This is a genomic window from Pseudomonas fontis (assembly GCF_028656955.1).
Lineage (GTDB): Bacteria > Pseudomonadota > Gammaproteobacteria > Pseudomonadales > Pseudomonadaceae > Aquipseudomonas > Aquipseudomonas fontis.
Genome location: NZ_JAMDGY010000024.1, coordinates 264,886 through 289,540 on the forward strand (window position 1 = coordinate 264,886; position 24,655 = coordinate 289,540).

The window sequence follows — 24,655 nt, forward strand, 5'->3', positions numbered from 1 at the left end:
GGCGGCCTCTGCGGACCGTGCTGCTCAAGTTACGCGGGCGGCGCGCGGAACAATCGCACCCTGGCGACCGCCACTTGCACTGCGGCGACACGCGCGGTATTAACCCTAGACCCTGGCCCACGAGTCGCCGCCATGCCCCAGGAATTCGCCTTTTTGCTGCTCCCCGGTTTCTCCGCCATCGGCTTTATTTCGGCCGTCGAGCCGCTGCGGGTGGCCAACCGTTTTCGCGGCGAGCTGTACCGCTGGAAGGTGCTGAGCCTGGACGGCGGGGCGGTGCAGGCGAGCAACGGCATGTCGGTGAATGCTGACGGCGGGCTGGAAGGGCTGGGCAAGGGGGCGACCCTGCTGGTGGTGGCCGGCTTCGAGCCGCTGCGCAGTGTCAGCGCGGCCTTGCAGCAGTGGTTGCGCAAGCTTGATCACGACGGCGTGGTGCTCGGCGGCATCGATACCGGCAGCGTGGTGTTGGCCGAAGCGGGCTTGCTGGAAGGGCACCGGGTAACGCTGCACTGGGAAGCACTGGAGGCGTTCAAGGAGCGCTATCCACGGCTGGACGCCACCCAGGAGTTGTTCGAGGTGGATCGGCGACGCATCACCTCGGCCGGTGGCACGGCGTCCATCGACCTGATGCTCGACCTGATCGGCCAGGCCCATGGTGCGGAGCTGGCGATCCAGGTGTCGGAGCAGTTCGTGCTCGGGCGCATCCGCCCGCGCCAGGACCACCAGCGCATGCAGATCGCCTCGCGCTACGGCATCAGCAACAAGAAACTGGTGCAGGTGATCGGGGCCATGGAGCGCAATACCGAGGCGCCGCTCAACACCCTGGTGCTGGCCGACTCGGTGCAGGTCAGCCGGCGTCAGTTGGAGCGCCTGTTCCGCCTGTACCTGAACGACACGCCGAGCAACTTCTACCTGCGCTTGCGCCTGGACAAGGCCCACCAGCTGCTGCGCCAGACCGACCTCAGTGTGCTGGAGGTCAGCCTGGCCTGCGGCTTCGACTCACCGTCGTATTTCACCCGCAGCTACCGCGCCCGTTTCCAGCGCTGCCCACGGGAAGACCGGCAGGCGCCGGCCAATCAGCTCAGCGGCGCTTGAGCGTTTAGTGCCTGCCGAGCAATGTCAGACCCTTTGGGTTTCCTGGCGTATTGCTTGAGAGCACACGTTGATAGCTCGGCCATAGGTTCTCGGGGTGAGTATGTGTCTGAATAAGTACGTATATATTTCCAATACGTATAGCGCGATGGGACATAACTAGTATTTCTATCAGGTATGTAAGTCATCTGTTAAGGCTACAGTCAAGTTCCCATGAAGTGGCTGGTCGCTTCACTTCAATTTGATCGTGTTGGGGGTATTCATGAAAGTACCGTCACGCCTACCTGCCAAGGGGGAGTACAGTGAAGTCGCCCGGCAGGCGCGATTGGAATTCTTGCGCAGCGAAACTGGCGTAGCACTTGATTGCGTCGGCACGATAAGTTTCGACAGTGAGCGGGTAATTCATAACACCGAGGCATTGATCGGCTCTGTCGAAGTGCCCGTCGGTATTGCCGGGCCACTGAAAATCAATGGGCTTTTCGCCCTTGGCGAATTTTATGCACCGCTGGCGACGACAGAGGGGGCACTGGTCGCCTCGGTATCAAGAGGCGCAGCGGCATTGACGTTGGCGGGTGGGGTCAATGCAGCATTTCTGGGGCAGCGCATGATGCGCGTGCCCTATTTCGAGCTGCAAACCCTGTGTGAGGCCTTGCGCTTTCGTGCCTTCGTCATTGATCAGTTGCCGTCACTGCAAGCTCAAGTCAAACCACTCACCCAACATGGCACCTTAATAGCGGTTGAGCCGCAACTGATCGGCCGCATTGTGCATGTTCACTTTATGTTTGAAACAGGTGATGCGGCGGGCCAGAACATGGTGACCACGATTACCTGGGTTCTTTCGCAATGGCTGCGCGTGCAGTTTCACCTGCACACCGGCCATGTGATCAAGCATTTCATGATCGAGTCCAATCTCTCGAGTGACAAGAAAGCCTCGTTTCAGTCATTCATACAAGGTCGAGGGTGCCGGGTGGTGGCGGATTGTGTTTTATCGGAGGCTGTTGTGCGTCAGGTACTTCGCACTACCCCGCAGGGCATCGTGCGCTGTTATCAGCGTGGCGTCAGTGGTGCCATAGCGGCCGGCATGTTGGGGATCAATTTCAATATAGCCAATGCAATAGCTGCGCTTTTCACGGCCACCGGCCAGGATATTGCCAGTGTCCATGAGTCCGCTATTGGGCATCTCCATCTGGAACTCGATGCTGACGGCAGCCTCTATGCAGCGTTGGTGCTGCCAAGCCTGATTATTGGCACTGTCGGAGGGGGTACCGGCTTGCCGCAGCAACGTGAATGCCTTGATTTGCTGGGCTGCGCCGGAATGGGAGGGAAGTCCAAGCTTGCCGAAATAATCGCCGGCTTCTGCCTGGGCCTTGAGATATCGCTGGGTGCGGCGTTAGCGGCCGACGAATTCGCCAGTGCTCATGAAAAGTTGGGCCGCAACCGCCCTTCATGAAGCAGGCGGTCAATGGCGGCAGATTCTCTCAGCGGCGCTTGAGCAGCAGCGCGCAAGCGCTCTTGTAGGCTTCGTGCTGGTACTTGTTCAGCGACGCGGGCAGCTCAAGATTGTGCTTCTTGGCTTGTGCGGTAGCGGTCTGCGGCGAAACCAGCTCCACCGTGCAGTTGTCCAGCAGTTGCAGGATGCCTTCGATCTTGAAGGTGGTCGGGCCACCGGCGAAGTCACCCTTCTTGCTGCGCTTCTTGATCGCCAGGGTGTCGATGCCGTGCTCACCGACAAAGGCGCGGGCGGCGGCCGCAAAGGCTTTGACCTGGGCGGCATCCTCGTCGTCGTCCAGGGCCAGTTTCTTGGTGCTCAGCGCCAGGTGGGCCGGGGTGCCGGCGTCCAGGGTGACGACGGCGAGCAAGGCTTCGCTGCCTTTGATTTCAATACCGCAGATTTTCATGACGTTCTCATTCTTGTTCAGGTATCTGGTCTTGCGGGCCGAGGTCCTGCAAGTAGGCAGAACGATCGTCGCTGCGTTGTGCCAGGCAGTTGTTCAAGGCGGTTTCGAGCGGCTTGCCCGGCTTTACGTCGAAGGTCTCGACCTTGCAGTCGGCCTCGCGCGACAGCTCCCATTTGGCTTGGGCGTCATTGAGCAATGCGGTGGCCTTGGCAACCTTGGCGCTGTCTCTGCCGAACTGCTCCTTTACTCCGTCCAGGCGCTCGCGGAAGGAGGCCTTTAGCTCGCGCTCGGCGGTGGTGCGGTTGAACAGCGCGCAGTCGTAGTTCTGCTGGTCGGTTTCGACATTGTCACAGGGCGTGGAGTCTTCTTCGGCGGCGTGTGCGCCAAACGCCAGGGTCGCCAATACCAGCCATACCATCGGTTTCATTCAGTCATCCTCCCAGGGGAACATGGGCGCCGATTCTCCCTCAGCGCCACGGCAATGAACAGCATCAGGGCTTGTTAAAAACCGTGTACGGGCGCCGCACACTTATTCACAGACGCTGCCCAACTGTAGACATACACTCGGCGTTCAGCCGTTTTCTATACAGCCACCCCCCTGCCTGCTGGAATTGCCACCTATGGACAGCCCCGGATTGATCAAGGTTCTGCTGGTTGAGGACGACCTCAAGCTCGCCAGTTTAATCGCGCAGTTTCTCAGCCAGCATGGCTTCGAGGTGCACTGCGTGCACCGTGGCGACGAGGCGCTGGCGGCATTCGAACAGGTGCGCCCGACGCTGGTGCTGCTCGACCTGATGCTCCCAGGCCTCAGCGGCCTGCAGATCTGCCGGTCGATTCGCAGCCAGTCGGCCACGCCCATCGTCATTCTCACGGAGCGTGAAGATGACCTGGACCATATCCTGGGCCTGGAGTCGGGCGCCGATGACTACGTGATCAAGCCGATCCAGCCGCCGGTGCTGCTGGCCCGCCTGCGCGCCCTGCAACGCCGCCAGGCCGGTGAGGGGAGCGAGCGTGAAGGCCTGGAGTTCGGGCGCCTGAGCATCGACAAGGCCAGCCGCGTAGTGCGCCTGGGTGATGAAGTGATCGAACTGAGCACCATGGAGTTCGAGATGTTGTGGATGCTGGCCAGTGCGGCGGGGCAGATCCTCTCGCGCGACGACATTCTCAACCGCCTGCGCGGCATCGCCTTTGACGGGCTCAATCGCAGCGTGGACGTGTATGTCAGCAAGTTGCGCAGCAAGCTGCACGACAACCCGCGTGAGCCACTGTGCATCAAGACCATCTGGGGCAAGGGCTACCTGTTCAATCCGTTCGGCTGGGAGGTTTAAATGCTACGGCTGTTCCTGGGGCTCTACCTCACCCTGGCACTGGGGTTTGCGGTGTCGATCACTACCGTCGAGCACGCGTTCACCTGGTGGTTCGGCTGGGCTGGCGAGGAGTATTATCGCGACGCCGTACGCGGCCCGGCCTACAGCCTGGTGGAGCAGGTGCGGCCCTTGTCTACCGAGGCGCGAGTGCAGCGCTTGCACGAGCTTCAACCCCACTATGGCCTGGCCCTGAGCCTGGTGGAAAAAGCGCAACTGGACTTGCAGCCGCACGAAAAGGCGCTGTTGGCGGGTGACAAGTTGGTGGTACGCGAAGAGTTGACTCGGTTCATCGCCCCCATCGACAACGGCTCGCAAGTGCTCCAGATCGATTTGCCCAACGAGCCGAACATCGCCCTGCTCTACAGTGCCGGGGCCTATGCGATGCTCAGTTGCTTGCTGGGGATTGTCCTGTTTTTCTGGGTCCGTCCGCACTGGCGTGACCTGGAGCGGCTGCGCGAGGCGGCGCAACGCTTCGGCGAAAACGACTTCAGTGCGCGCCTGTACCTGTCCCGGCGCTCGAACATTCGCGAACTGGCCGAGCATTTCAACCAGATGGCCGCGCGCATCGAGGGCTTGATCGCCAACCAGCGCGAGCTGACCAATGGTGTCTCCCACGAACTGCGCACGCCCATCGCACGGCTGACCTTCGAGCTCGACCAATTGCGCCGGCTGGCCACCACCCATGAATGTGGCGCGCTGATCGACGACATGCACGCGGACCTGGGCGACCTTGAAGAAATGGTCTCCGAACTGCTCACCTACGCCAGCCTCGAGCGCGGCGCCAGCGAGATCCAGCGCCAGACCATCGAGGCTGCCAGCTGGATCGACAGCGTGCTGGGCAGTGTGGCGCTGGAGGCCGAGGCGGCCGGGGTGCAGCTGTACCTGGACGCCTGCACCGTGCAGGACACCCGGATCGAGCCGCGCTATATGGCGCGGGCGGTGATCAACCTGCTGCGCAATGCCATCCGCTATGCCGACACGCAGGTGCGCGTGCGCCTGGAGTGGGATGACGCGGGCTATGTGCTGCAAGTTGAGGATGACGGCCCGGGTGTACCGTTCGCTGCGCGGGAAAAGATCTTCGAGCCGTTCTCGCGGCTGGATGCCAGCCGTGACCGGCGTACCGGTGGCTTCGGCCTGGGGTTGGCGCTGGTGCGGCGGGTGTCGCAATGGCACGGTGGTCAGGCCGGGGTGTTCGATGCCGTCGGTGGCGGGGCGCGCTTTGTGCTGCGCTGGCCGCACATCGACAACTGAGTCAGAACTGCAGCGTGGCGAGCTCATCGGGCTGGCGTACGAAGCGATAGCCGAGCACCCGCAGGCCATCGTCGCGCCGGCTCAGGGTCGCCCCCAGGCCCTGGCCGTTGCCGGCCAGCACCGCGTGCTCGGCGTCCAGCGGCAGCAGGATGAACTCGCCCTGGTTGTTGCCGCCCAGGCGACTGCGGGCAATCAGCAGGCCTTCTTCCAGGCGGATACTCAGGCTGTCCAGGACCGGGTTGGTCTCGTTGTGGCTGGCCAGCCGGTAGCGCCCGACGCTGCGCAGCCAGTCGTCAGTTAAAGGCTTTGGCGTGACGCGCTCGCCCAGTGGCAGTACCTGGCCGTGGCGCCGGGCGGCGAGCACCTGGCGGTTGGCGACGTCCACCACGTCCAGTTGCAACGGCACCAGATCACCCAGGTCCAGGTCCAGCCAACCCAGCAGTTTCTTCTGTGGGCGCAACCAGCCATCGTCGTCGCGCAGCAGTTCCACGCGTAGCCCGGAGAGTTCGGCGAACAGCCGTTGGCGTTCATCCTTGAGGCGTACCACGCCCAGTGGCGTGGCATACACACCGCTCAAACGCTCGCGGTCGACGCTGCTGGGTACCTGCGCGGCGGCCAGCGGTGGCAGGTTCGGTTCGCAGTCTTCCACGCAGGCCAGTGCGTTGCCACGGGCACGCAGCATCAGGCGCAAGGCCTGGGTGGCGAGGTCGCCGACCAGTACTTCGGCGGTGTCGGCGTTGGCCATGACGATGACCGCCAGTTGCGGCTCGGGCAGCACGCTGACCTGGGCGGCGAAATCACCGATGGTCCCGCCGTGTTGCCACACCCGCAGGTGCGGGGCGACCCGCACATCGCCGCAGGGGCCGAGGAATACGCCCAGGCCGACTGGGCAATCGAAGTCCAGCGGATTGTTGCGGTTCTGTTGCTGGAACATCTCGCTGATCGATTCGCGGCTGAGCAGTTGTTGTTCGTCATAGCGGCCCTGGGCGAACAGCATCTGCACGAAGCGCCCGAGGTCGCTGGGCGTGCTCCACAGGCCGTTGGCCGACAGGTCGCGGATCTCGTGGTCGAGGCTGCGTTTGCCTTGTTGATAGCCGCGAGCGCGGTAGGGTTCGAGGTCGCTGTTGCCGGTGAAACCGGAGTGCTCCATGGCCAGGGGTTGCAGCAGGTGGGTTTGCAGACGGCTTTCCAGCGGTTCACCGGCACTGCGCTCGATGGCGGCGCCGAGCAAGGCGTAGCCGAGGTTCGAGTAGGCGGTCTGGCTGCCGGGCGGGTTGCTCAACCAGAGGCCGGAGGCGTCTTTGGGCAGGTACTTGAGCGGGTCGCTGCTGTACAGGCGCGGCAGGTGTTCGCTGGGTAGGCCGGCCTGGTGGCTGAGCAGGCGGCGCAGGGTCACGGCCTGGTTGGCGCTGCGGGCGTCGGCGTGGAAGCGTGAGCGTACGCGAAACTCTGGCAGGGCCTTGGAGAGTGGTGCGTCCAGGGCCAAGCGGCGTTGTTCGACCAGTTGCAGGGCGGCGCCGGCGATCAGCAGGGTTGAGACGGGGCCGGCACGAAAGGCGGTGTTGGCGGTGACGCGCATGTCCAGCTCGCGGTCGGCCATGCCGAAGCCTTCGGCCCAGATGATCTCCTGGCCGTCGACCAGCGCCACGGACAGGCCGGGCACGTGGTTCTTGCGCATTTGTTCGGGGATCTGCTGGCGCAGATGGTCGATGACGGTTTGATAGTCACCGGGGCGAATCTGCGGCGGCGCGGGCGCGCGCTCGCCGCATCCGGTATTGGCGATCAGGAGGCTGAACAGCAACACGGGGCGTAGCGAGGTAAACATGGTGCACCAGAGGGTAGGGGGGGAGATTGCATGCTGGGGCAGGGGGGTGGGGCAGGTCTTTGAGTGGATTGTCGGGGAATTGTTAAAGACTGTTCGGGCGCACTGTGCACCAGGGTATGTTAGTTTTTTGTTTCCACCACCCGTGTGGCTTCTGTTTCATGGGTGAAGCAAAAACGTGTAGGAACATGCAGGCAAAGGCTAGCCATCCTATAAATGGGTACTTTTTTGTGCGGTCCTGGATAGCAGCCATAGAACAAAAGATACTCTCGTTCAATGATGCCTAAATAGATAACGCCAAGGAACACATTGAACACGCAGCATTGAATATAGCTTTATATGCCCGAGGTTCTCTCCTGAGCAATACCACTTTAGCCAGCAGGCAGAGAAAATGTTGGTGCTTGTCAGTGTTATAAAAATAGTAATGATTATTTCTTGGGTGGCTGCTTTTGGGGGGTTGAATCACAAGATTGGTAATGCGTTCAAGGCTTTTTAGAAAACCATTTTTTTGGTTTCCAACTCATAGGGCTTGCACAGCAGTGTGCTATTACGCATGCAAAAGCAAACCATCCTAAAAGGGGGTGCTGATCAAGGAGGTCTGAAACATTCCCGACAAATAAAAGATAGTCTCTTTTGATGAGTCGTAAGTGATAGGTTGCAAAGAAAAAATTCAAGATCATGCAGGCATAGAACTTCAAATAAGTTAGTTTTTCGCCAGAGAATTTCGCCTTGAGGTAGAAAGACGTCACCATGGCGAGGAGTGAAAATAAAATGTAAGTGAGTACTATCACTTTTTTAGCTCTGCATGGATTTGTTCACCGGTTATCGCGCCCGTCACCGCGTCAAATAATATGGCCGTGGCGCTCATTGTCTTGTAAGCGCGTACATAATCAGATGCGACATATCTAAATAGCCGCCACACGCCTGGCTTCATTACCATTCGTACCATGCCATGTATCGAAAGACCAATATCTGTCACGGCATAAGCAATGTTTCCGTCTCGCGATGGCCTGCCTAGTGCTTTGGCTGCAGCCTGGTAGCCCTTTCTCAGTGGCCCTTCGGTACCGCTGCGGCCCTCCCATAAGTCCCGGCCATTCTCATAAACATTGTTTGTCCCGTGTGCTATCAACGGCACGCCAGGGAAAGCACAAAGAAAACCCCCAGAGGCATAACAAATGGTTGCGCCCGATGTTATCTGGAACACCCCTGCAACAACGCCTGCACCTTGCTTTGTGATCTTCAGGCCTTGGTCAAGCAAGCTCCAATGCTCTCGCTTCATCGCCAACAACGCCTCATCCGGCGTTTTCTTCCCCGTTGCCACTGCATCCACCAGGCTCTTCGCGTAGTAGGCCAGCTCCCGGTTGAACTGCATGCGCAGCATGCCGTCCTGGATATGCCGGCCACTCAGGGTGCAGGCCTGCTTGGTCAGGTCGCTGGCCGCCTGGCAGACCACCCAATAGTCATGGTTGTCGAGCTTGTACGGGGAAGGGCGCTTCATTCGTGCTCACCCCACAGGCTATAGCCGCTGGTGCCCGCCAGGTGGTGAGTCCAGGTGATGCTCTGGTAGCGCATCACGATCTGCTCGGTCGCTTCGGTTTCGTTCTGCAGCACCGCATGCGGCACATCAAACATCAGGTCAGCCAATTGGCCGCCCTTCAGCTTGAGGGTGTAGTACTTCTGCACCCCGCCCTGGGCCGAGGTGCGATAGAGATCAATCACGCACTCGATCTCTTCGCGGTTGGCCAGCGCCTGGCCGAGCAATGGCGAAGCCTTGTCGACGTTCTTGGTGATCAGTACGGGGTAATGGGTGGCATGCATGACATTGCCGCTGTTCATCAGCCGATGGCTGAGCGACAACACCATGATCTCGTCGGTGTGCCCGGCCTGGCACTTGTTGCCGATGGAGTCCTGGGTGGAACAGCCCGCGCTGATCAGGCCTTGCTGCTTGCCGGTGATGGTCATGTAACCGTAAATGGCCATAGGCACTACTCCCTGTAGTCGAGGTGGCCAGCCTAGTGCTGCGGTCCGGGAAGGTATGTAGGACGCTTCCGAAATTTGTTACAGGCCTGCAAAGCTTTATCGCTGTACGGCATGCCCTGTGGGGGCAACGCTCTTGCACCATTTCTGTAGCCGCTGCCGACAGGCTGCGCTGGAGCCCGAGAGGGCTCCCAAAGGCGGCGCGCAGCCTGACGGCAGCGGCTACATGGAGCTGGCCTGGCCAGCGATGCAGATTTCGGCAAAACGCTGATGCCATCGCCGGCAAGGCCGGCTCCCACAAAAAACAGCTGGCCCAAGACCGTTACCCCACAGAACGGCGCCCTTTCTCGCCCTTTGACGCTTTCGGCAATTCCCCTGTCGTTTTTGCATCGGAGCGACATTTCCCCTAGGCATATGCTGGCCCCAAAGCGCCGGCAAACGATTCGGCGCAGCAACGCCAAAAAGGGGACAGCCTGATGAGCCCAGCCGAATTACACGCAGACAGCATCGTTATCGACGGGCTGATCATCGCCAAATGGAACCGCGAGCTGTTCGAGGACATGCGCAAAGGCGGCCTCACCGCCGCCAACTGCACGGTGTCGGTCTGGGAAGGCTTCCAGGCCACGGTCAACAACATCGCCGCCAGCCAGAAGCTGATCCGCGACAACAGCGACCTGGTCATGCCGGTGCGCACCACCTCGGACATCCGCAAAGCCAAGGAGCAGGGCAAGACCGGCATCCTCTTCGGCTTCCAGAACGCCCACGCCTTCGAAGACCAGATCGGCTATGTCGAGGTCTTCAAGCAGCTCGGCGTAGGCATCGTGCAGATGTGCTACAACACCCAGAACCTGGTCGGGACCGGCTGCTACGAGCGCGATGGCGGGGTGTCGGGCTTCGGCCGCGAGATCGTCGCCGAGATGAACCGCGTCGGCGTCATGTGCGACCTCTCGCATGTCGGCTCCAAGACCAGCGAGGAGGTCATCCTCGAATCGAAAAAACCGGTCTGCTACTCGCACTGCCTGCCGTCCGGCCTCAAGGAACACCCGCGCAACAAGTCCGATGAAGAACTGAAGTTCATCGCCGATCACGGCGGCTTCGTCGGCGTGACCATGTTTGCGCCGTTCCTCGCCAAAGGCATCGACTCGACCATCGACGACTACGCCGAAGCGATCGAATACACCATGAACATCGTTGGCGAAGACGCCATCGGTATCGGCACCGACTTCACCCAGGGCCACGGCCAGGACTTCTTCGAGTACCTGACCCACGACAAGGGCTATGCCCGTCGGCTCACCAGCTTCGGCAAGATCATCAACCCGCTGGGCATCCGCACGGTTGGCGAATTCCCCAACCTCACTGAAACGCTGCTCAAGCGCGGCCACCCCGAGCGGGTGGTGCGCAAGATCATGGGTGAGAACTGGGTCAACGTGCTACGCGACGTCTGGGGCGAATAACCCGCCCGCACCCCGCCTTCCAAACCCCTGCAGGACGCAGGGGTCGCCAACCACACTTTTCTGGAGTTCAGTTTCCATGGCCAAGATCGCCCCGCAATTGCCTATCGAAGTCGACAGCGAAACCGGTGTCTGGACCAGCGACGCCCTGCCGATGCTCTACGTGCCGCGGCATTTCTTCGTCAACAACCACATCGGCATCGAGGAAGTGCTGGGCGCCGAGGCCTATGCCGAGATCCTCTACAAGGCTGGCTACAAGTCGGCTTGGCACTGGTGCGAGAAAGAAGCCGAATGCCACGGCCTGGAAGGCGTCGCGGTGTTCGAACATTACATGAAGCGCCTGTCCCAACGCGGCTGGGGGCTGTTCAAGATCGAGGCCATCGACCTCGAGGCCGGCACCGCCAGCGTCAAGCTTGAGCACTCGGCCTTCGTCTACGTCTACGGCAAGGTCGGGCGCAAGGTCGACTACATGTTCACCGGTTGGTTCGCCGGGGCCATGGACCAGATCCTCGCCGCCCGCGGCAGCAGCACCCGCACGGTCGCCGAGCAGGTCTACGGCGGTTCTGAAGAAGGCCACGACGACGGCCTGTTCATCGTCAAGCCGTTGTAAGCCGAGGACCCCGCCATGGCATTCGAAGCTATGTTCCAGCCGATCCAGATCGGCAAACTGACCATTCGCAACCGTGTGCTCAGCACCGCGCACGCCGAGGTCTACGCCACCGATGGCGGCATGACCACCGAGCGCTACGTGCAGTACTACGAAGAGAAAGCCAAGGGCGGGATCGGCCTGGCGATCTGCGGCGGTTCCTCGGTGGTGGCCATCGACAGCCCGCAGGGCTGGTGGAAATCGGTGAACCTGGCCACCGACCGGATCATCCCGCACTTCCAGAACCTCGCCGACGCCATGCACAAGCACGGCGCCAAGATCATGATCCAGATTACCCACATGGGCCGCCGCTCACGTTGGGACGGCGAACACTGGCCAACCCTGATGTCGCCATCGGGCATCCGCGAGCCGGTGCACCGCGCGACCTGCAAGACCATCGAGCCGGAAGAGATCTGGCGAGTCATCGGCAACTACGCCCAAGCCGCGCGCCGGGCGAAGCAAGGCGGCCTGGACGGCGTCGAACTGTCGGCGGTGCACCAGCACATGATCGACCAGTTCTGGAGCCCACGGGTCAACAAACGCACCGACGAGTGGGGTGGCAGCTTCGAGAACCGCATGCGCTTCGGCCTGGAAGTGCTCAAGGCGGTGCGCGCCGAAGTGGGCGACGATTTCTGCGTGGGCATGCGCATCTGCGGCGATGAGTTCCACCCCGACGGCCTCAGCCACGAGGACATGAAGGAGATCGCCAAATACTACGACGCCACCGGCATGCTCGACTTCTTCGGGGTGATCGGCTCGGGCTGTGACACCCACAACACCCTGGCCAACGTCATCCCCAACATGAGCTATCCGCCGGAGCCGTTCCTGCACCTGGCTGCCGGCATCAAGGAAGTGGTCAAGGTCCCGGTGATGCACGCGCAGAACATCAAGGACCCGAACCAGGCCACGCGCATCCTTGAAGGCGGCTATGTCGACATGGTCGGCATGACCCGGGCGCATATCGCCGACCCGCACCTGATCGCCAAGATCAAGATGGGCCAGATCGACCAGATCAAGCAGTGCGTGGGTGCCAACTACTGCATCGACCGCCAGTACCAGGGGCTGGATGTGCTGTGCATCCAGAACGCCGCGACCTCCCGTGAGTACATGGGCGTGCCGCACATCATCGAGAAATCCACCGGGCCCAAGCGCAAGGTGGTGGTGGTTGGTGCCGGGCCTGCCGGCATGGAGGCGGCGCGGGTGGCTGCCGAGCGTGGCCATGAGGTGACCCTGTTCGAGAAGAAGGAGGCCATCGGCGGGCAGATCACCACGGCGTCCAAGGCGCCGCAGCGTGACCAGATCGCCGGCATCACGCGCTGGTTCCAGCTGGAGCTGGCGCGCCTGAAAGTCGACCTGCGCCTGGGCACGGCGGCCGACGTCGCGACCATCCTCGACCTGCGCCCGGACATCGTCGTGCTGGCCGTGGGCGGGCATCCGTTCCTCGAGCAGAACGAGCACTGGGGCGCGGCCGAAGGCCTGGTGGTGAGCAGTTGGGATGTGCTCGACGGCACGGTGGCGCCGGGCAAGACCGCGCTGGTGTACGACACCATTTGCGAGTTCACCGGCATGTCGGTGGCAGACTTTCTGGCCGACAAGGGCAGCCAGGTGGAGATCGTCACCGACGACATCAAGCCGGGCGTGGCGATAGGCGGGACGTCGTTCCCGACCTACTACCGCAGCATGTACCCCAAGGAAGTGATCATGACCGGCGACCTGATGCTGGAGAAGGTCTACCGCGAGGGCGACAAGCTGGTGGCGGTGCTGGAAAACGAATACACCGGGGCCAAGGAGGAGCGGGTGGTGGACCAGGTGGTGATCGAGAACGGCGTGCGGCCGGACGAGACGCTGTATTACGCGCTGAAGGACGGCTCGCGCAACAAGGGCCAGGTCGATATCGAGGCGCTGTTCGCGATCCAGCCGCAGCCGGCGTTGGCGCAGGCTGGCGATGGCTACCTGTTGTACCGCATCGGCGACTGCGTGGCGCAGCGCAACACCCACGCAGCGATCTACGACGCCTTGCGCCTGTGCAAGGACTTTTAACCTGTGGGAGCCGGCCTTGCCGGCGATGGGATCAACGCGGTACCTGTTATTGCGCGGTGTTCCCATCGCTGGCAAGGCCAGCTCCCACAGAGGTCCCCTGGCAAGGCACTGACGTGTCTTTTGGGAGCTCCCCATGTTGAACACCCTGCTTCCCATCCTCCTGTTTGCCGCGCTGGGCCTGGCTGTGCTGGGCGCCGTGCGACGGCTGCGGATGTGGCGCCAAGGTCGCCCGGCTGCGGTCGACCTGCTCGGCGGCCTGCTGGCCATGCCGCGCCGCTACATGGTCGACCTGCACCATGTGGTCGCCCGCGACAAATACATGGCCAACACCCACGTCGCCACCGCAGGCGGCTTCGTCCTGGCGGCCGTGCTGGCGATTCTGGTGCACGGCTTCGGCCTGCATAACCGCATCCTCGGCTACGCGCTGCTGTTCGCCACCGTATTGATGTTCGGCGGCGCGCTGTTCGTCTTCAAGCGCCGCTTAGATCCGCCATCACGCCTGTCCAAAGGGCCGTGGATGCGCCTGCCGAAAAGCCTGCTGGTGTTCGCCGCCACCTTCTTTATCGCCACCTTGCCGGTCGCCGGGCTTCTCCCCGAAGGCTTTGGCGGCTGGCTGCTCGCCGGGCTGCTGGGTCTGGGTGTGCTCTGGGGAGTGTCCGAGCTGTTCTTCGGCATGACCTGGGGCGGCCCGATGAAACACGCCTTTGCCGGCGCCCTGCACCTGGCCTGGCACCGGCGCGCCGAACGCTTTGGCGGCGGCCGCTCCACCGGCCTCAAGGCCCTGGACCTGAACGACCCGCAAGCGCCATTGGGCGTGGAAAAACCCCGGGACTTCACCTGGAACCAGCTGCTGGGCTTCGACGCCTGCGTGCAATGCGGCAAGTGCGAAGCCGCCTGCCCGGCGTTTGCCGCCGGCCAGCCGCTGAACCCGAAAAAGCTCATCCAGGACATGGTCGTCGGCCTCGCCGGTGGCACCGATGCGCGGTTCGCCGGCAGCCCGTATCCGGGCAAGCCCCTCGGCGAACACGGCGGCAACCTGCACCAGCCGATCGTCAATGGCCTGGTCGACGCAGACACGTTGTGGTCGTGCACCACCTGCCGCGCCTGCGTGGAGGAGTGCCCGATGATGATCGAGCACGTCGATGCCATCGTCGACATGCGCCGCCACCTGACCCTGGAAAAAGGCGCGACGCCGAATAAGGGCGCCGAAGTGCTGGACAACCTGATCGCCACCGACAACCCCGGCGGCTTCGCTCCGGGCGGGCGGATGAACTGGGCGGCCGACCTCAACCTCGATGTGCTGGCCGACAAGCAATCCACCGACGTGCTGTTCTGGGTTGGCGACGGTGCGTTCGACATGCGCAACCAGCGCACCTTGCGCGCCTTCGTCAAAGTGCTGAACGCCGCTGGCGTGGACTTCGCCGTGCTGGGCCTGGAGGAGCGTGACAGCGGTGACGTGGCCCGTCGCCTGGGTGATGAAGCCACGTTCCAGCAACTGGCCAAGCGCAATATCCAGATGCTGTCGAAGTACAGCTTCAAGCGCATCGTCACCTGCGACCCGCACAGCTTCCATGTGCTGAAGAACGAGTACGGCGCCTTTGGCGGCGAGTACCCGGTGCAGCACCACAGCAGCTATATCGCTGAACTGATCGCCGCCAACCGGCTCAACCTCGGCGAGCACAAAGGCGCCAGCGTCACCTACCACGACCCGTGCTACCTGGGCCGCTACAACGGCGAGTACGAGGCGCCGCGCCAGGTGCTGCGCGCGCTGGGTATCGAGGTGAAGGAGATGCAGCGTTCGGGCTTGCGTTCACGCTGCTGCGGCGGCGGTGGCGGTGCGCCGATCACCGATATCCCCGGCAAGCAGCGCATCCCCGACATGCGCATGGACGACATCCGCGAAACCGGCGCCGAGCTGGTGGCGGTGGGTTGCCCGCAATGCACGGCGATGCTCGAAGGGGTGGTCGAGCCACGACCGCTGATCAAGGACCTGGCCGAACTGGTGGCCGACGTTCTGCTCGACGCCCCGCTGGCGAGCAAGCCGCTGGCCGACACCCGTGAACCTGCGGAGGTGCACTGATGAGCGACATTATTCGCCGCGACCCGCGTGCCGAGTGGATCGCGCGTAACCGTCTGCACCCGCTGCACGCGGCGATGCAGGTGCAGCAAAGCAGCTGGATGGGCCCCAACGGGGTGATCCGCAAGAACCCCCATGCACTCGGCTTTATCGGCCCCAACGGGGTCAAGCGCATCGACCGCAGCGGCGCCCAGCAGGGTGGCAGCAACAAGCGCAGCGCGACGGTGGAAGTGCTGCTGGCGCTGCACCAGGTGCCAGTGCCGGCGTTCTATATCGCCGTGGCGCCCGACATGGTCGGCGGCCGCCTGAGCAGCCACGACCGCGACCTGCTCGGGCTGGCCCACAGCCTGGCGGGGAGCGACGGCGCAGTGCTGGCGGTGGTGTTCGGCGAGCACAAGGAAAGCAACTTTGCCGGCAATGGCGTTGATCGCCTGCTGGTGCTCGAAGGTGAGGAATTTGCCGGTTATGCACCGGAGCAACTGGTGCAGGGCCTGCGGGCTGTGGATAACCAGTTCAGCCCGCGTCACTGGCTGCTGCCCGACAGCCGCACCGGCGGCGGTGAACTGGGCCGGCGCTTTGCTGCGGCCTTGGGCGAGCGCCCGGCCACGCGGGTCTGGCAGGTCAAGGATGGGTTGTGCAGCGGGCGCGCGGGCGCCGGGCAGCAGGACCTGATCCGCAGCGTGCCACGGCTGATCCTGGGGGCGGCGGAATGTGCCGAGCCGGTCAGCGAAACCCGTCACGAAGCCTTGCCGGTGGTGTTATCCACAGGCGTGGCGCGCCACCTTGCGCGGATCGAGGACCTCGGCCCGGTCGCGGTGGACCCGGCGGCGATCGCCATGGCCGAGGCGGAATTCATCATGTCGGGCGGCAACGGCGTCAAGGACTGGGATCTTTTCCACAGGGCCACCGCTGCGTTGGGCGCCACCGAAGGGGCCTCGCGGGTGGCGGTGGACGACGGCTTCATGCCGCGCAACCGCCAGGTCGGGGCAACCGGCACCTGGGTTACGGCGCGGGTCTACCTGGCGGTCGGCATTTCCGGGGCGATCCAGCACCTGCAGGGCATTGGCGCCTGCGACAAGGTGGTGGCGATCAACCTGGATGCCGGCTGCGACATGATCAAGCGGGCTGACCTGTCGGTGATTGGCGACAGCGCGGAGATCCTCCAGGCGCTGATCGAGGCTGTGGAAAACTATCGCGGCGACGCCAAGCGCGACGCGGCATAAGGGCGGGCAGACGCATGAACACGAAAGTCATCAGCCTGGTTTCCATCGGTGCCCACCCCACCTCCGGGCGCAGCCGGCGTGCCGAACAGGACGCGCGGGCGGTGGAGCTGGGCTTGCAGCTGGCTGGGGATAACTTGCAGGTGCTGCATGCCGGCGACCCGCAGGAGCCGGCGTTGCGCGCCTACCTGGGCATGGGCCTGGCGCAGTTGGATGTGCTGGAGCAACCACCGGGCGCAGATGCGCTCGGGGTGCTGGGCGATTATTTGCGCGAAGCCGGCGCGCAGTTGGTGCTGACCGGCAGCCAGGCGGAAACGGGGGAGGGTTCGGGCATGTTGCCGTTCCTGCTGGCCGAACGCCTGGGTTGGCCTCTGGTGGTGGGGCTGGCCGAGGTGGAATCCATCCACAATGGCGTGGCCCTGGTGCTGCAGGCTTTGCCCCGTGGGCAACGGCGCCGGCTGAAGGTGCGCCTGCCGTTGCTGGCCACTGTGGATAACGCTGCACCCAAGCCACGCCAGAGTGCCTTTGGCCCGGCGCGGCGCGGGGTGTTGGCGGCGCGCACGGTCGAGATTGTTGAAGATGAATTGCTCGAAGGTGCCGAGTTGCAGCCTGCCAAGCCACGGCCCAAACGGTTGAAAGTCATCAAGGCCAAGAGCGGTGCCGACCGCATGAAAGCGGCGACGGCCAAGGCCAGTGGCGGCGGTGGACAAGTGCTCAAGGGCGTATCGCCGGAAGCAGGCGCCCAAGCGATCCTGAAACTGCTGGTGGAAGAAGGCGTGCTGCGCTGAGGGGTTGTGCACAAAGTCTGTTGGCGGATCTGTGGATAAAGTGTTTGCCTATGCCTGCAAGCCACGTGTGGCGTGGCTTGCAGGCTTCTGATCAAATTCTGATCAATCCTTGTCGCGGTGATTGCCTGAGGTTTTCATGGGTGAAGGCTCTGCTTTGCCCACAATTCGTGTTGGCTGCTCTGTGGATAATCTGTTCGCGTATGGCTGGGAGCCACGGCCAGCATGGCCTGCGCCATGTTGATCATTATTTGATCAAATACCGCAAAAGCGCAGCCTGATCAGGCTGAAAGTCCAATAAATTCGCAACCTTGGCGGTTTATCCACAATGGTTTTCCAGGTGTGCAAACTTGCACACAAAGTCTGTTGGCTGCTTTGTGGATAAGGTGTTTGCCTAACGCCAGGAGCCACGGTTTTAGAGGGTTGTAGAGGTTTGATCAAAATTTGATCAGTTGCGCAGGTGGATGTATTGGCGAGGTTGCCCACAATTGCTGTGGGTTGGGCTGTGGATAAAGTGTTTGCTGAATGGGCTGGGGCCAGTGAATGCAGGGGTTTGCTAGGGTTGGTTGAAATTTGATCAGTTGTAGTGGATATGAGGGCCTCATCGCCGGCAAGGCCGGCTCCCACAAAATCTGCAATACCGCCGCCGATCCTTGTGGGAGCCGGCCTTGCCGGCGATGGGCTGCACAGCAGCCCCGGCTACTGCGCTGCCACCCCTTTCAGATACGGCGCCGGCGCCGCCCCCAGGTTGTTCAACATCCGCTCGCTGTACCAATCAATGAAGTTCACCACACCAAACTCATAAGTCTTCGAATACGGCCCCGGCTGATACGCCACCGAGTTGATCCCGCGCTGGTTCTCTTCGGCCAAGCGACGGTCCTGGTCGTTGGTGGCATCCCACACTTCACGCATGCGCTTGGGATCGTAATCCACCCCTTCCACGGCATCCTTGTGCACCAGCCACTTGGTGCTCACCATGGTTTCCTGTGCACTGATCGGCCACACGGTGAACACGATGATGTGATCACCCATGCAGTGGTTCCACGAATGCGGCAAGTGCAAGATGCGCATCGAGCCCAGGTCCGGGTTCTTGATCCGACCCATCAACTTCTGGCAACCCTGCTTGCCGTCCAGGGTCATCGACACCGTGCCCTTGAGCAACGGCATGCGCACCAGGCGGTTGCGCAGGCCAAAGCTGGCATGCGCGTAAGGGATCTTCTCCGCGTCCCACGCCGCCGCACTGGCCGCCACATGGTCCTTGAACGCCTGGTCGGCGCGCGGGTCGGTGACGTCGTCCCACTCCAGCAAGGTCTTCAGCAATTCCGGGTGCGATGCGTTGCAGTGGTAGCACTCGCGGTTGTTCTCCAGCACCAGCTTCCAGTTGGCCTTCTCCATCAAGGTGGTCTGCACCGCCACCTTGGTGTTCTCCATGTCGTACGGTTCCATGTAGTGCGACAGGGTGGAGAGGAAGTCGTCAATCGCCGGGGGATTTTCCGCCAGGCTGATGAAGATGTAGCCGCCCGCAGTCTTCACGTTCACCGGCTTCAAACCGTACTGCTGCATGTCGAAGTCGGCACCCATCTCGGTGCCGGCAAACAGCAGGCGGCCATCGAGCTCGTAGGTCCATTGGTGGTAATGGCACACCAGCTTCGCCACCTTGCCCTTGTCGCTGGTGCACAACCGCGAACCACGGTGCCGGCAGACGTTGTGGAAGGCATGCACCTGGCCCTCGGCGCCGCGCAGCACGATGATCGGGTTCTTGCCGATCTCCAGGGTCAGGTAGTTGCCCTTGGCCGGGATCTCGCAGGTCATGCCGGCAATCAACCATTCCTTGTAGAAGATCTCCTGCAGGTCGATCTGGAACAGACGCTCGTCGGTGTAGAAAGGCTGCGGCAGCGAGAAGGTGCGCTCGCGGGTCTGCAACATGTCGGCGGTGGCCTTGCGTGCAGGTTCCAGTGGATCGCCCAGGCTCAGGGTTGCGGTGACGTCCATCGTGTAGGTCCTCATGGCCTGTCAAGGCCGGCGAAAGTGGCTAATCGTTCTTATGGCGACGCAAGGCGAAAAACAACAGGATCATCTGCGATGGAGTGTGCGATTGCCGGCGTCGCGATCCATATCCATGGGCGACATGATCGGATCCGTTCCCGACGTGCCAGCCCTTGTTACCTGCGGCTGGTCGCGATAAGCACGCCGATGTCGCGGATAGGAATGTGCGCCGCGCGCACCTTGCGCATTATCCGGATCATCAAGCCGCAGTCGGCCGTGGAGACGAGCATGTCCAACCCTTTCCTGAATCCGGTGACCACCCAGACCTGGGCCAACGGCCGGCACATCGTGCGTTGCGTCAAGGTGATCCAGGAAACCTGGGACGTGCGCACCTTCTGCTTCATGGCCGACCAGCCGATCATGTTCTTCTTCAAGCCCGGGCAGTTCGTCACCCTGGAGCTGGAAATCGAAGGCCAGCCGATCATGCGTTCGTACACCATCTCCAGCTCGCCGTCGGTGCCCTACAGCTTCTCGGTGACGATCAAACGGGTGCCGGGCGGGCGGGTCTCCAACTGGCTGCACGACACCCTGCACGAGGGCCAGGAGCTGGCGGTACACGGGCCGGTGGGGCTGTTCAATGCGATCGACTTCCCCAGCCCGAAGATGCTCTACCTGAGCGGTGGCGTGGGCATTACCCCGGTGATGTCGATGGCCCGCTGGTTCTACGACACCAATGCCAATGTCGACATGGTCTTCGTGCACAGTGCGCGTTCGCCCAAGGACATCATTTACCACCGCGAGCTGGAGCACATGGCGTCGCGGATCGACAACTTCAGCCTGCACATCATTTGCGAGAAGCATGGCTTGGGCGAGCCATGGTCGGGGTATCGCGGCTACCTGAACCAGAAGCTGATGGAGTTGATTGCGCCGGATTACCTGGAACGCGAGATTTTCTGCTGCGGGCCGACGCCCTACATGAATGCAGTGAAACGCTTGCTCGAGACCAGCGGCTACGACATGAGCCGCTACCACGAGGAGTCGTTCGGCGCGACGCCGGCCGAGGTCAAGGCGGACGCGGTGGAGCATGCCGAGCAGGCGGCGGAAGCGGCAGAAGTGGATGTGGCCGAGTTGAACGAGGTGGAGTTCGTCAGCAGTGGCAAGAGCATTCGCGTGGCGCCGGGGGAGACTGTGCATGCGGCGGCAGCGAAGGCTGGGTTGATGATCCCCAAGGCGTGCGGCATGGGTATTTGCGGCACTTGCAAGGTGCTCAAGCTGGGCGGCGAGGTCGAGATGGAGCACAACGGCGGGATCACCGATGACGACGTTGCCGATGGCTATATCCTGTCGTGCTGCAGCGTGCCAAAGGGAGATGTGCGGATCGAATACTGAGTACAAAACCTGTTGCTGTGGGCGGCGTCATCGCTGATGTAGCCGCTGCCGTAAGGCTGCGCTCGCCTGCAACGCAGGCGCAGAGCTTGGGAGCCCTTCGGACTCCAGCGCAGCCTCTCGGCAGCGGCTACACATGCTGTGCAAGTCAGTGGCATCCAGGCAAAGCCAGTGGCTAGCAACGCCTGGCGAGCCCTGCATACAACAGCGCCGAAACACCAAAGCCGATCACGAACGCAATATCAGCCCCTTCCAGCACCTCCACCATCCAGCCCTGATAGTGGCCCAGCGAAAGAAACGGCAGCATCGCGACAATCCCCCCCGCATACGCCAACAGCCCCGGCCAGCCCCAGTCGCCGTTGCCACGCTTGCGCTCGCGCAGCAGGTAGAAACCAGTGAGGTTGATCGCGCTCCATGGCATCAGGCAATACAGCATCAACATCAGAAAGCTGGTGAAGCTGTCCTGATACCCCAGCGGCAAGCGCAGCGCGACCAGGTAAACCACCGCCCCGGCCAGCGCCACCCCGACCACGCGCGGGCCAATACCCGCACGCACCGGCCGAAACGTACTGACCACGCCAAGGCCGGTGAGCATGGCGCCGTAGCAATTGATCGCGATGATGCCGATCAGCGCCGGCACCGCGACGATCACCACGAAGGTGCCAAACCCCGGCAGGAAGCGATTGCCCAGTTGCTGCAGGCTGGCGACTGCATCCGGGGCATGCACCGCCGACGCCAGCAACGCCCCCAGCGACATCAGCCATACCGCCGAAACGGCGGCGCCGGCATAGCTCCAGAGCATCACGCTGCGTGCCGGGGTGTTGCGCGGCAGGTAGCGCGAATAATCCGAGCCATACACCGCATAGCTGATCTGGTACCCCGCTGCTGCCGACAACTGCACGAAAAACGCCGGCCAGTAGAAGCTCCGGCTGCGCTGCACGGTGTCCGGTTCCAGCAGCAGCAACGCGGCAATGGTCAGCACGGCGAACACGCCGACCAGCAGGTAGGTCAGCGAACGCTGCACCTTGATCAACAGGTCATGGCCGGCCACGGCCATCAACATCGCCACGCCAATGATCAACGCGAACCATACGGCGTCGGGCCCAGGTAAAACGCGGGTGATGGCATCGGTGGCAAGTACCAGGTTGAACACGTTCAAGCCCAGGTAAACGCAGACCGCCACCAGCATCGGCAACACGGCGCCAAGCTGGCCGAACTGCGCCCGCGACTGGATCATCTGGCTCAGGCCCAGGCGCGGCCCCTGATTGGCATGCAGGGCCATGCAGGCCGAGCCTATCGCGACGCCAACAAGCAGGGCGATGATCGAATGCAACACCCCCAGCCCCAGCGCGGGGCCAATGAACCCGACCGTCAACGTGGTCAGGACGAAATTGCCGGTAAACCAGAACGGCCCCAGGTGCCAGGCCGCGCCGTGGCGTTCGTGGTGCGGCACGGCCTCGATCGAGCGGGTTTCGATGCGCAGGTCGGTGCGCCCGTGCGGTACGGCCATGTCGTTCATGGGGCTCCGGTGCGTTCGAGGAAAAAAGGCCCCAGGCCAGCGCGCTGGCCCGGGGCGGCAAACAGGTGTGGAACGCAGCATTGCGTCTGGCCGAAGCGGATCAGGGCCAGCAAGCTATTGTTCGGCAGGGAGTGTGCGAGGACAACTGGCAGAACTGCTAGTCGTAGAACCGGCGTTTTTATTCCGAAAAGTTATTAAGGCCTGTCAGGCCTTTCCGGCAGCGCGGGTCAAGACAGGGAGAATTCCCACAAGAGGTGACAAGGGAGGCCGCTGGCCGGCCCCCCTCTGGCAGTGCGTCAGACGCGGAAGCGTGCCACCAGGCTGCTCAGGTCTACCGCCAGGCGCGACAGCTCGTTGCTGGCGGCGCTGGTCTGGTGGGCGCCAGTGGCCGACTGCACCGACAGGTCATTGATGTTGACCAGGTTGCGGTCCACTTCACGGGCCACCTGGGCCTGTTCTTCGGCCGCGCTGGCGATCACCAGGTTGCGCTCGTTGATCTCGGCTACCGCGCCGGTGATGGTCTCCAGGGCCAGGCCCGCGCCACGGGCGATGTTCAGGGTCGACTCGGCGCGCTCGGTGCTGTTGCGCATGGAGTTCACCGCCTGCTCGGTACCGCCCTGGATGCTGCCGATCATCCGCTCGATTTCGCTGGTCGATTGCTGGGTGCGGTGGGCCAGGGCCCGCACTTCATCGGCAACCACGGCAAAGCCACGGCCGGCCTCACCGGCACGCGCGGCTTCGATGGCGGCGTTGAGCGCGAGCAGGTTGGTCTGGTCGGCCAGGCCACGGATCACGTCGAGCACCTTGCCGATGTCGCGCGACTCGTTCGCCAGGTTGCTGATCAAGGTGGCGGTGCTTTGCACGTCGGTGCTCATGCGTTCGATGGCAGTGACGGTTTCCATGACCAGGTCACGGCCATCACCGGCCGAGCGGGTGGCTTCCTTCGAGGCTTCGGAGGTACTCACGGCGTTGCGCGCGACTTCTTCCACGGCGCTGGTCATCTCGGTAACGGCAGTGGCGGCCTGTTCGATCTCGTTGTTCTGCTGTTGCAGGCCACGGGCGCTTTCGTCGGTGACACTGTTGAGCTCTTCCGCTGCCGAGGCCAGCTGGGTGGCGGAGCCGGAGATCAGTTGCAGGGTGTCACGCAGCTTGTCCTGCATCTTGGCCATGGCCTTGAGCAGGCGGGCGGCTTCATCGGTGCCCTCGGCGCGGATCGGCTGGGTCAGGTTGCCTTCGGCGATCTGCTCGGCAGCGTGCAACGCCTCGTCGATCGGCTTGACGATACTGCGGGTCAGCAGCAGGGCGCAGACAAAGGTCAGCACGGTGGCGGTCAGCAGCAGGCCGATGACCAGGGCAAAGGCATTGCTGTATTGCTCAGCCGCCGCCTTGTTGGTCTTGCTGGTCTGGTTGGTGTTGAACTTGACCAGCGCTTCCATCACCGCGTTGATCTGCTCGGAGTTGTCCAGCAGGTCGCGGTTGAGCATGTTGCGCAGACCTTCCAGGTCGTTGCTCTGGGACAGGCTCTTCATCCGTGCTTCAAGCTGGCGGTATTGATTGAGCAATTGCAGGTACTGGTTGTAGCTGGCGCGCTCTTCGGCGTTCTCGATCAGCGGCTCATAGGCCCGGCGCGCCTCGTCTATCTGCGCGTTGCGCTGTTCGAGCAAGCGCAGGGTGTCTTGTTGGGTGCTGGCTTCGCGGTTGAGCAGCAGGCGGTAGGACAGGGTGCGCAGGCGCAGGGTGAGTTGGGTCAGCTGGTCGAGGTTGCTGATGCTGGGCAGGCTGACCTGCTCGATGGCAACACCGGCCTGGCGGATCTTGCCCATCTGGTTCAGGGCAAAGATACCCAGGGCCAGCATCAGGGCGCCAATCAGGGCAAAACCCAGCAGCGCACGCGGGGCAATGTTCATGTTGCGTAGGGACATGGTTCGAATCCAGTAGGGAGATGACGGGACGCGATCCATGCGTTACAGAGAAGACTGCACTGCCTATCGGACGCCGCTGGCAGTACTTGAGTGCATTGCTGCGTTTTTGTGAGCGAGCTAAGGTTTTTCCGCCCAGCGGTCATCAAATACCGGAACCGGATGCCCATCGGTGGGTCAATCTGCACCAGGCCGAGGCCTCTAAACCCGATATCCCTGGCG

Annotated in this window: 19 protein-coding genes and 1 pseudogene; 11 read left to right on the forward strand and 9 right to left on the reverse strand. The window is 62.5% G+C overall.

What is annotated here, in order from left to right; genetic code table 11:
• Positions 1–132 precede the first annotated feature (132 nt).
• Together M5G11_RS10650 and M5G11_RS10655 are read left to right on the forward strand one after the other, a co-directional pair.
• Positions 133–1,092 (forward strand): GlxA family transcriptional regulator, encoded by a 960-nt coding sequence (locus M5G11_RS10650; protein WP_273910015.1) that lies wholly within the window; start codon positions 133–135, stop codon positions 1,090–1,092.
• Between the two features lie 259 nt (positions 1,093–1,351).
• On the forward strand, positions 1,352–2,539 hold the full coding sequence (locus M5G11_RS10655) for a hydroxymethylglutaryl-CoA reductase (protein ID WP_273910016.1): 1,188 nt from the start codon (positions 1,352–1,354) through the stop codon (positions 2,537–2,539).
• 28 nt (positions 2,540–2,567) lie between these two features.
• On the opposite strand, the gene M5G11_RS10660 is transcribed toward M5G11_RS10655, so the two are convergent.
• Both M5G11_RS10660 and M5G11_RS10665 read right to left on the reverse strand, forming a co-directional pair.
• Positions 2,568–2,987, reverse strand: coding sequence for a DUF3010 family protein (locus tag M5G11_RS10660; protein WP_273910017.1), 420 nt, complete (start codon positions 2,985–2,987; stop codon positions 2,568–2,570).
• 7 nt (positions 2,988–2,994) lie between these two features.
• A complete protein-coding gene (locus tag M5G11_RS10665) occupies positions 2,995–3,414 on the reverse strand; it encodes a lysozyme inhibitor LprI family protein (protein WP_273910018.1) in 420 nt (139 codons plus the stop codon).
• 193 nt (positions 3,415–3,607) lie between these two features.
• Here M5G11_RS10665 and M5G11_RS10670 point away from each other — a divergent pair, with 193 nt between their 5' ends.
• Together M5G11_RS10670 and M5G11_RS10675 are read left to right on the forward strand one after the other, a co-directional pair.
• Entirely contained in the window at positions 3,608–4,315 is a 708-nt protein-coding gene (locus M5G11_RS10670; RefSeq protein ID WP_273910019.1) for a response regulator, read from the forward strand.
• Complete coding sequence (locus M5G11_RS10675; RefSeq protein WP_273910020.1) at positions 4,316–5,605, forward strand: ATP-binding protein; 1,290 nt, start codon at positions 4,316–4,318, stop codon at positions 5,603–5,605.
• A gap of 1 nt (position 5,606) precedes the next feature.
• On the opposite strand, the gene M5G11_RS10680 is transcribed toward M5G11_RS10675, so the two are convergent.
• From M5G11_RS10680 to M5G11_RS10690, 3 genes are all read right to left on the reverse strand, one after another.
• On the reverse strand, positions 5,607–7,430 hold the full coding sequence (locus M5G11_RS10680) for a serine hydrolase domain-containing protein (protein ID WP_273910021.1): 1,824 nt from the start codon (positions 7,428–7,430) through the stop codon (positions 5,607–5,609).
• 784 nt (positions 7,431–8,214) lie between these two features.
• On the reverse strand, positions 8,215–8,925 hold the full coding sequence (locus tag M5G11_RS10685; protein ID WP_273910022.1) for a DUF4225 domain-containing protein: 711 nt from the start codon (positions 8,923–8,925) through the stop codon (positions 8,215–8,217).
• The gene (locus M5G11_RS10690) at positions 8,922–9,407 is read right to left on the reverse strand and encodes an Hcp family type VI secretion system effector (protein ID WP_273910023.1); all 486 of its coding nucleotides are present in this window, start codon (positions 9,405–9,407) and stop codon (positions 8,922–8,924) included. Before M5G11_RS10690 ends, M5G11_RS10685 begins: the two co-directional genes overlap by 4 nt.
• Positions 9,408–9,880: 473 nt before the next feature.
• Between M5G11_RS10690 and M5G11_RS10695 the strand changes: the two genes are divergently transcribed.
• The 6 genes from M5G11_RS10695 to etfB all read left to right on the forward strand — a co-directional run bounded on the left by M5G11_RS10695 (position 9,881) and on the right by etfB (position 17,626).
• On the forward strand, positions 9,881–10,858 hold the full coding sequence (locus M5G11_RS10695) for a dipeptidase (RefSeq protein ID WP_273910024.1): 978 nt from the start codon (positions 9,881–9,883) through the stop codon (positions 10,856–10,858).
• Positions 10,859–10,934: 76 nt separating this feature from the next.
• Positions 10,935–11,465 (forward strand): DUF5943 domain-containing protein, encoded by a 531-nt coding sequence (locus M5G11_RS10700; RefSeq protein ID WP_273910025.1) that lies wholly within the window; start codon positions 10,935–10,937, stop codon positions 11,463–11,465.
• Positions 11,466–11,480: 15 nt separating this feature from the next.
• Positions 11,481–13,541, forward strand: a complete 2,061-nt coding sequence (gene dgcA / locus M5G11_RS10705; protein WP_273910026.1) for a dimethylglycine demethylation protein DgcA — start codon at positions 11,481–11,483, stop codon at positions 13,539–13,541.
• 133 nt (positions 13,542–13,674) lie between these two features.
• The gene (dgcB, locus tag M5G11_RS10710; protein WP_273910027.1) at positions 13,675–15,621 is read left to right on the forward strand and encodes a dimethylglycine demethylation protein DgcB; all 1,947 of its coding nucleotides are present in this window, start codon (positions 13,675–13,677) and stop codon (positions 15,619–15,621) included.
• Positions 15,621–16,841: an electron transfer flavoprotein subunit alpha gene (etfA, locus tag M5G11_RS10715; RefSeq protein WP_273910028.1), complete on the forward strand. Its 1,221-nt coding sequence runs from the start codon at positions 15,621–15,623 to the stop codon at positions 16,839–16,841. The genes dgcB and etfA overlap by 1 nt, the downstream gene beginning before the upstream one ends.
• A 14-nt stretch (positions 16,842–16,855) precedes the next feature.
• The gene (gene etfB, locus M5G11_RS10720) at positions 16,856–17,626 is read left to right on the forward strand and encodes an electron transfer flavoprotein subunit beta (protein WP_273910029.1); all 771 of its coding nucleotides are present in this window, start codon (positions 16,856–16,858) and stop codon (positions 17,624–17,626) included.
• A gap of 696 nt (positions 17,627–18,322) precedes the next feature.
• Here etfB and gbcA read toward each other — a convergent pair.
• The gene (gene gbcA / locus M5G11_RS10725; protein WP_273910030.1) at positions 18,323–19,615 is read right to left on the reverse strand and encodes a glycine-betaine demethylase subunit GbcA; all 1,293 of its coding nucleotides are present in this window, start codon (positions 19,613–19,615) and stop codon (positions 18,323–18,325) included.
• 282 nt (positions 19,616–19,897) lie between these two features.
• On the opposite strand from gbcA, the gene gbcB reads away from it, so the two are divergent.
• A complete protein-coding gene (gbcB, locus tag M5G11_RS10730; protein WP_273910031.1) occupies positions 19,898–20,998 on the forward strand; it encodes a glycine-betaine demethylase subunit GbcB in 1,101 nt (366 codons plus the stop codon).
• A 172-nt stretch (positions 20,999–21,170) separates the two neighbouring features.
• Here the strand turns inward: gbcB and M5G11_RS10735 are convergent, their stop codons facing one another.
• The 3 genes and pseudogenes from M5G11_RS10735 to M5G11_RS27560 all read right to left on the reverse strand — a co-directional run.
• The gene (locus M5G11_RS10735; protein WP_273910032.1) at positions 21,171–22,514 is read right to left on the reverse strand and encodes a purine-cytosine permease family protein; all 1,344 of its coding nucleotides are present in this window, start codon (positions 22,512–22,514) and stop codon (positions 21,171–21,173) included.
• A 296-nt stretch (positions 22,515–22,810) separates the two neighbouring features.
• Positions 22,811–23,683 (reverse strand): methyl-accepting chemotaxis protein, encoded by an 873-nt coding sequence (locus M5G11_RS27555; RefSeq protein ID WP_420793799.1) that lies wholly within the window; start codon positions 23,681–23,683, stop codon positions 22,811–22,813.
• Positions 23,666–24,475 (reverse strand): annotated as a pseudogene (locus tag M5G11_RS27560) (MCP four helix bundle domain-containing protein); the annotation flags it as partial. The pseudogene M5G11_RS27560 and the gene M5G11_RS27555, both read right to left, overlap by 18 nt.
• Between the last annotated feature and the right edge of the window lie 180 nt (positions 24,476–24,655).

What these genes read in the sequence shown, in the direction of transcription:
- M5G11_RS10650 (WP_273910015.1), top strand. Translation starts at nt 133, where the DNA reads ATGCCCCAGGAATTCGCCTTTTTGCTGCTCCCCGGTTTCTCCGCCATC.
- M5G11_RS10655 (WP_273910016.1), top strand. Translation starts at nt 1,352, where the DNA reads ATGAAAGTACCGTCACGCCTACCTGCCAAGGGGGAGTACAGTGAAGTC.
- M5G11_RS10660 (WP_273910017.1), bottom strand. Translation starts at nt 2,987, where the DNA reads ATGAAAATCTGCGGTATTGAAATCAAAGGCAGCGAAGCCTTGCTCGCC.
- M5G11_RS10665 (WP_273910018.1), bottom strand. Translation starts at nt 3,414, where the DNA reads ATGAAACCGATGGTATGGCTGGTATTGGCGACCCTGGCGTTTGGCGCA.
- M5G11_RS10670 (WP_273910019.1), top strand. Translation starts at nt 3,608, where the DNA reads ATGGACAGCCCCGGATTGATCAAGGTTCTGCTGGTTGAGGACGACCTC.
- M5G11_RS10675 (WP_273910020.1), top strand. Translation starts at nt 4,316, where the DNA reads ATGCTACGGCTGTTCCTGGGGCTCTACCTCACCCTGGCACTGGGGTTT.
- M5G11_RS10680 (WP_273910021.1), bottom strand. Translation starts at nt 7,430, where the DNA reads ATGTTTACCTCGCTACGCCCCGTGTTGCTGTTCAGCCTCCTGATCGCC.
- M5G11_RS10685 (WP_273910022.1), bottom strand. Translation starts at nt 8,925, where the DNA reads ATGAAGCGCCCTTCCCCGTACAAGCTCGACAACCATGACTATTGGGTG.
- M5G11_RS10690 (WP_273910023.1), bottom strand. Translation starts at nt 9,407, where the DNA reads ATGGCCATTTACGGTTACATGACCATCACCGGCAAGCAGCAAGGCCTG.
- M5G11_RS10695 (WP_273910024.1), top strand. Translation starts at nt 9,881, where the DNA reads ATGAGCCCAGCCGAATTACACGCAGACAGCATCGTTATCGACGGGCTG.
- M5G11_RS10700 (WP_273910025.1), top strand. Translation starts at nt 10,935, where the DNA reads ATGGCCAAGATCGCCCCGCAATTGCCTATCGAAGTCGACAGCGAAACC.
- dgcA (WP_273910026.1), top strand. Translation starts at nt 11,481, where the DNA reads ATGGCATTCGAAGCTATGTTCCAGCCGATCCAGATCGGCAAACTGACC.
- dgcB (WP_273910027.1), top strand. Translation starts at nt 13,675, where the DNA reads ATGTTGAACACCCTGCTTCCCATCCTCCTGTTTGCCGCGCTGGGCCTG.
- etfA (WP_273910028.1), top strand. Translation starts at nt 15,621, where the DNA reads ATGAGCGACATTATTCGCCGCGACCCGCGTGCCGAGTGGATCGCGCGT.
- etfB (WP_273910029.1), top strand. Translation starts at nt 16,856, where the DNA reads ATGAACACGAAAGTCATCAGCCTGGTTTCCATCGGTGCCCACCCCACC.
- gbcA (WP_273910030.1), bottom strand. Translation starts at nt 19,615, where the DNA reads ATGGACGTCACCGCAACCCTGAGCCTGGGCGATCCACTGGAACCTGCA.
- gbcB (WP_273910031.1), top strand. Translation starts at nt 19,898, where the DNA reads ATGTCCAACCCTTTCCTGAATCCGGTGACCACCCAGACCTGGGCCAAC.
- M5G11_RS10735 (WP_273910032.1), bottom strand. Translation starts at nt 22,514, where the DNA reads ATGAACGACATGGCCGTACCGCACGGGCGCACCGACCTGCGCATCGAA.
- M5G11_RS27555 (WP_420793799.1), bottom strand. Translation starts at nt 23,683, where the DNA reads ATGGCCAAGATGCAGGACAAGCTGCGTGACACCCTGCAACTGATCTCC.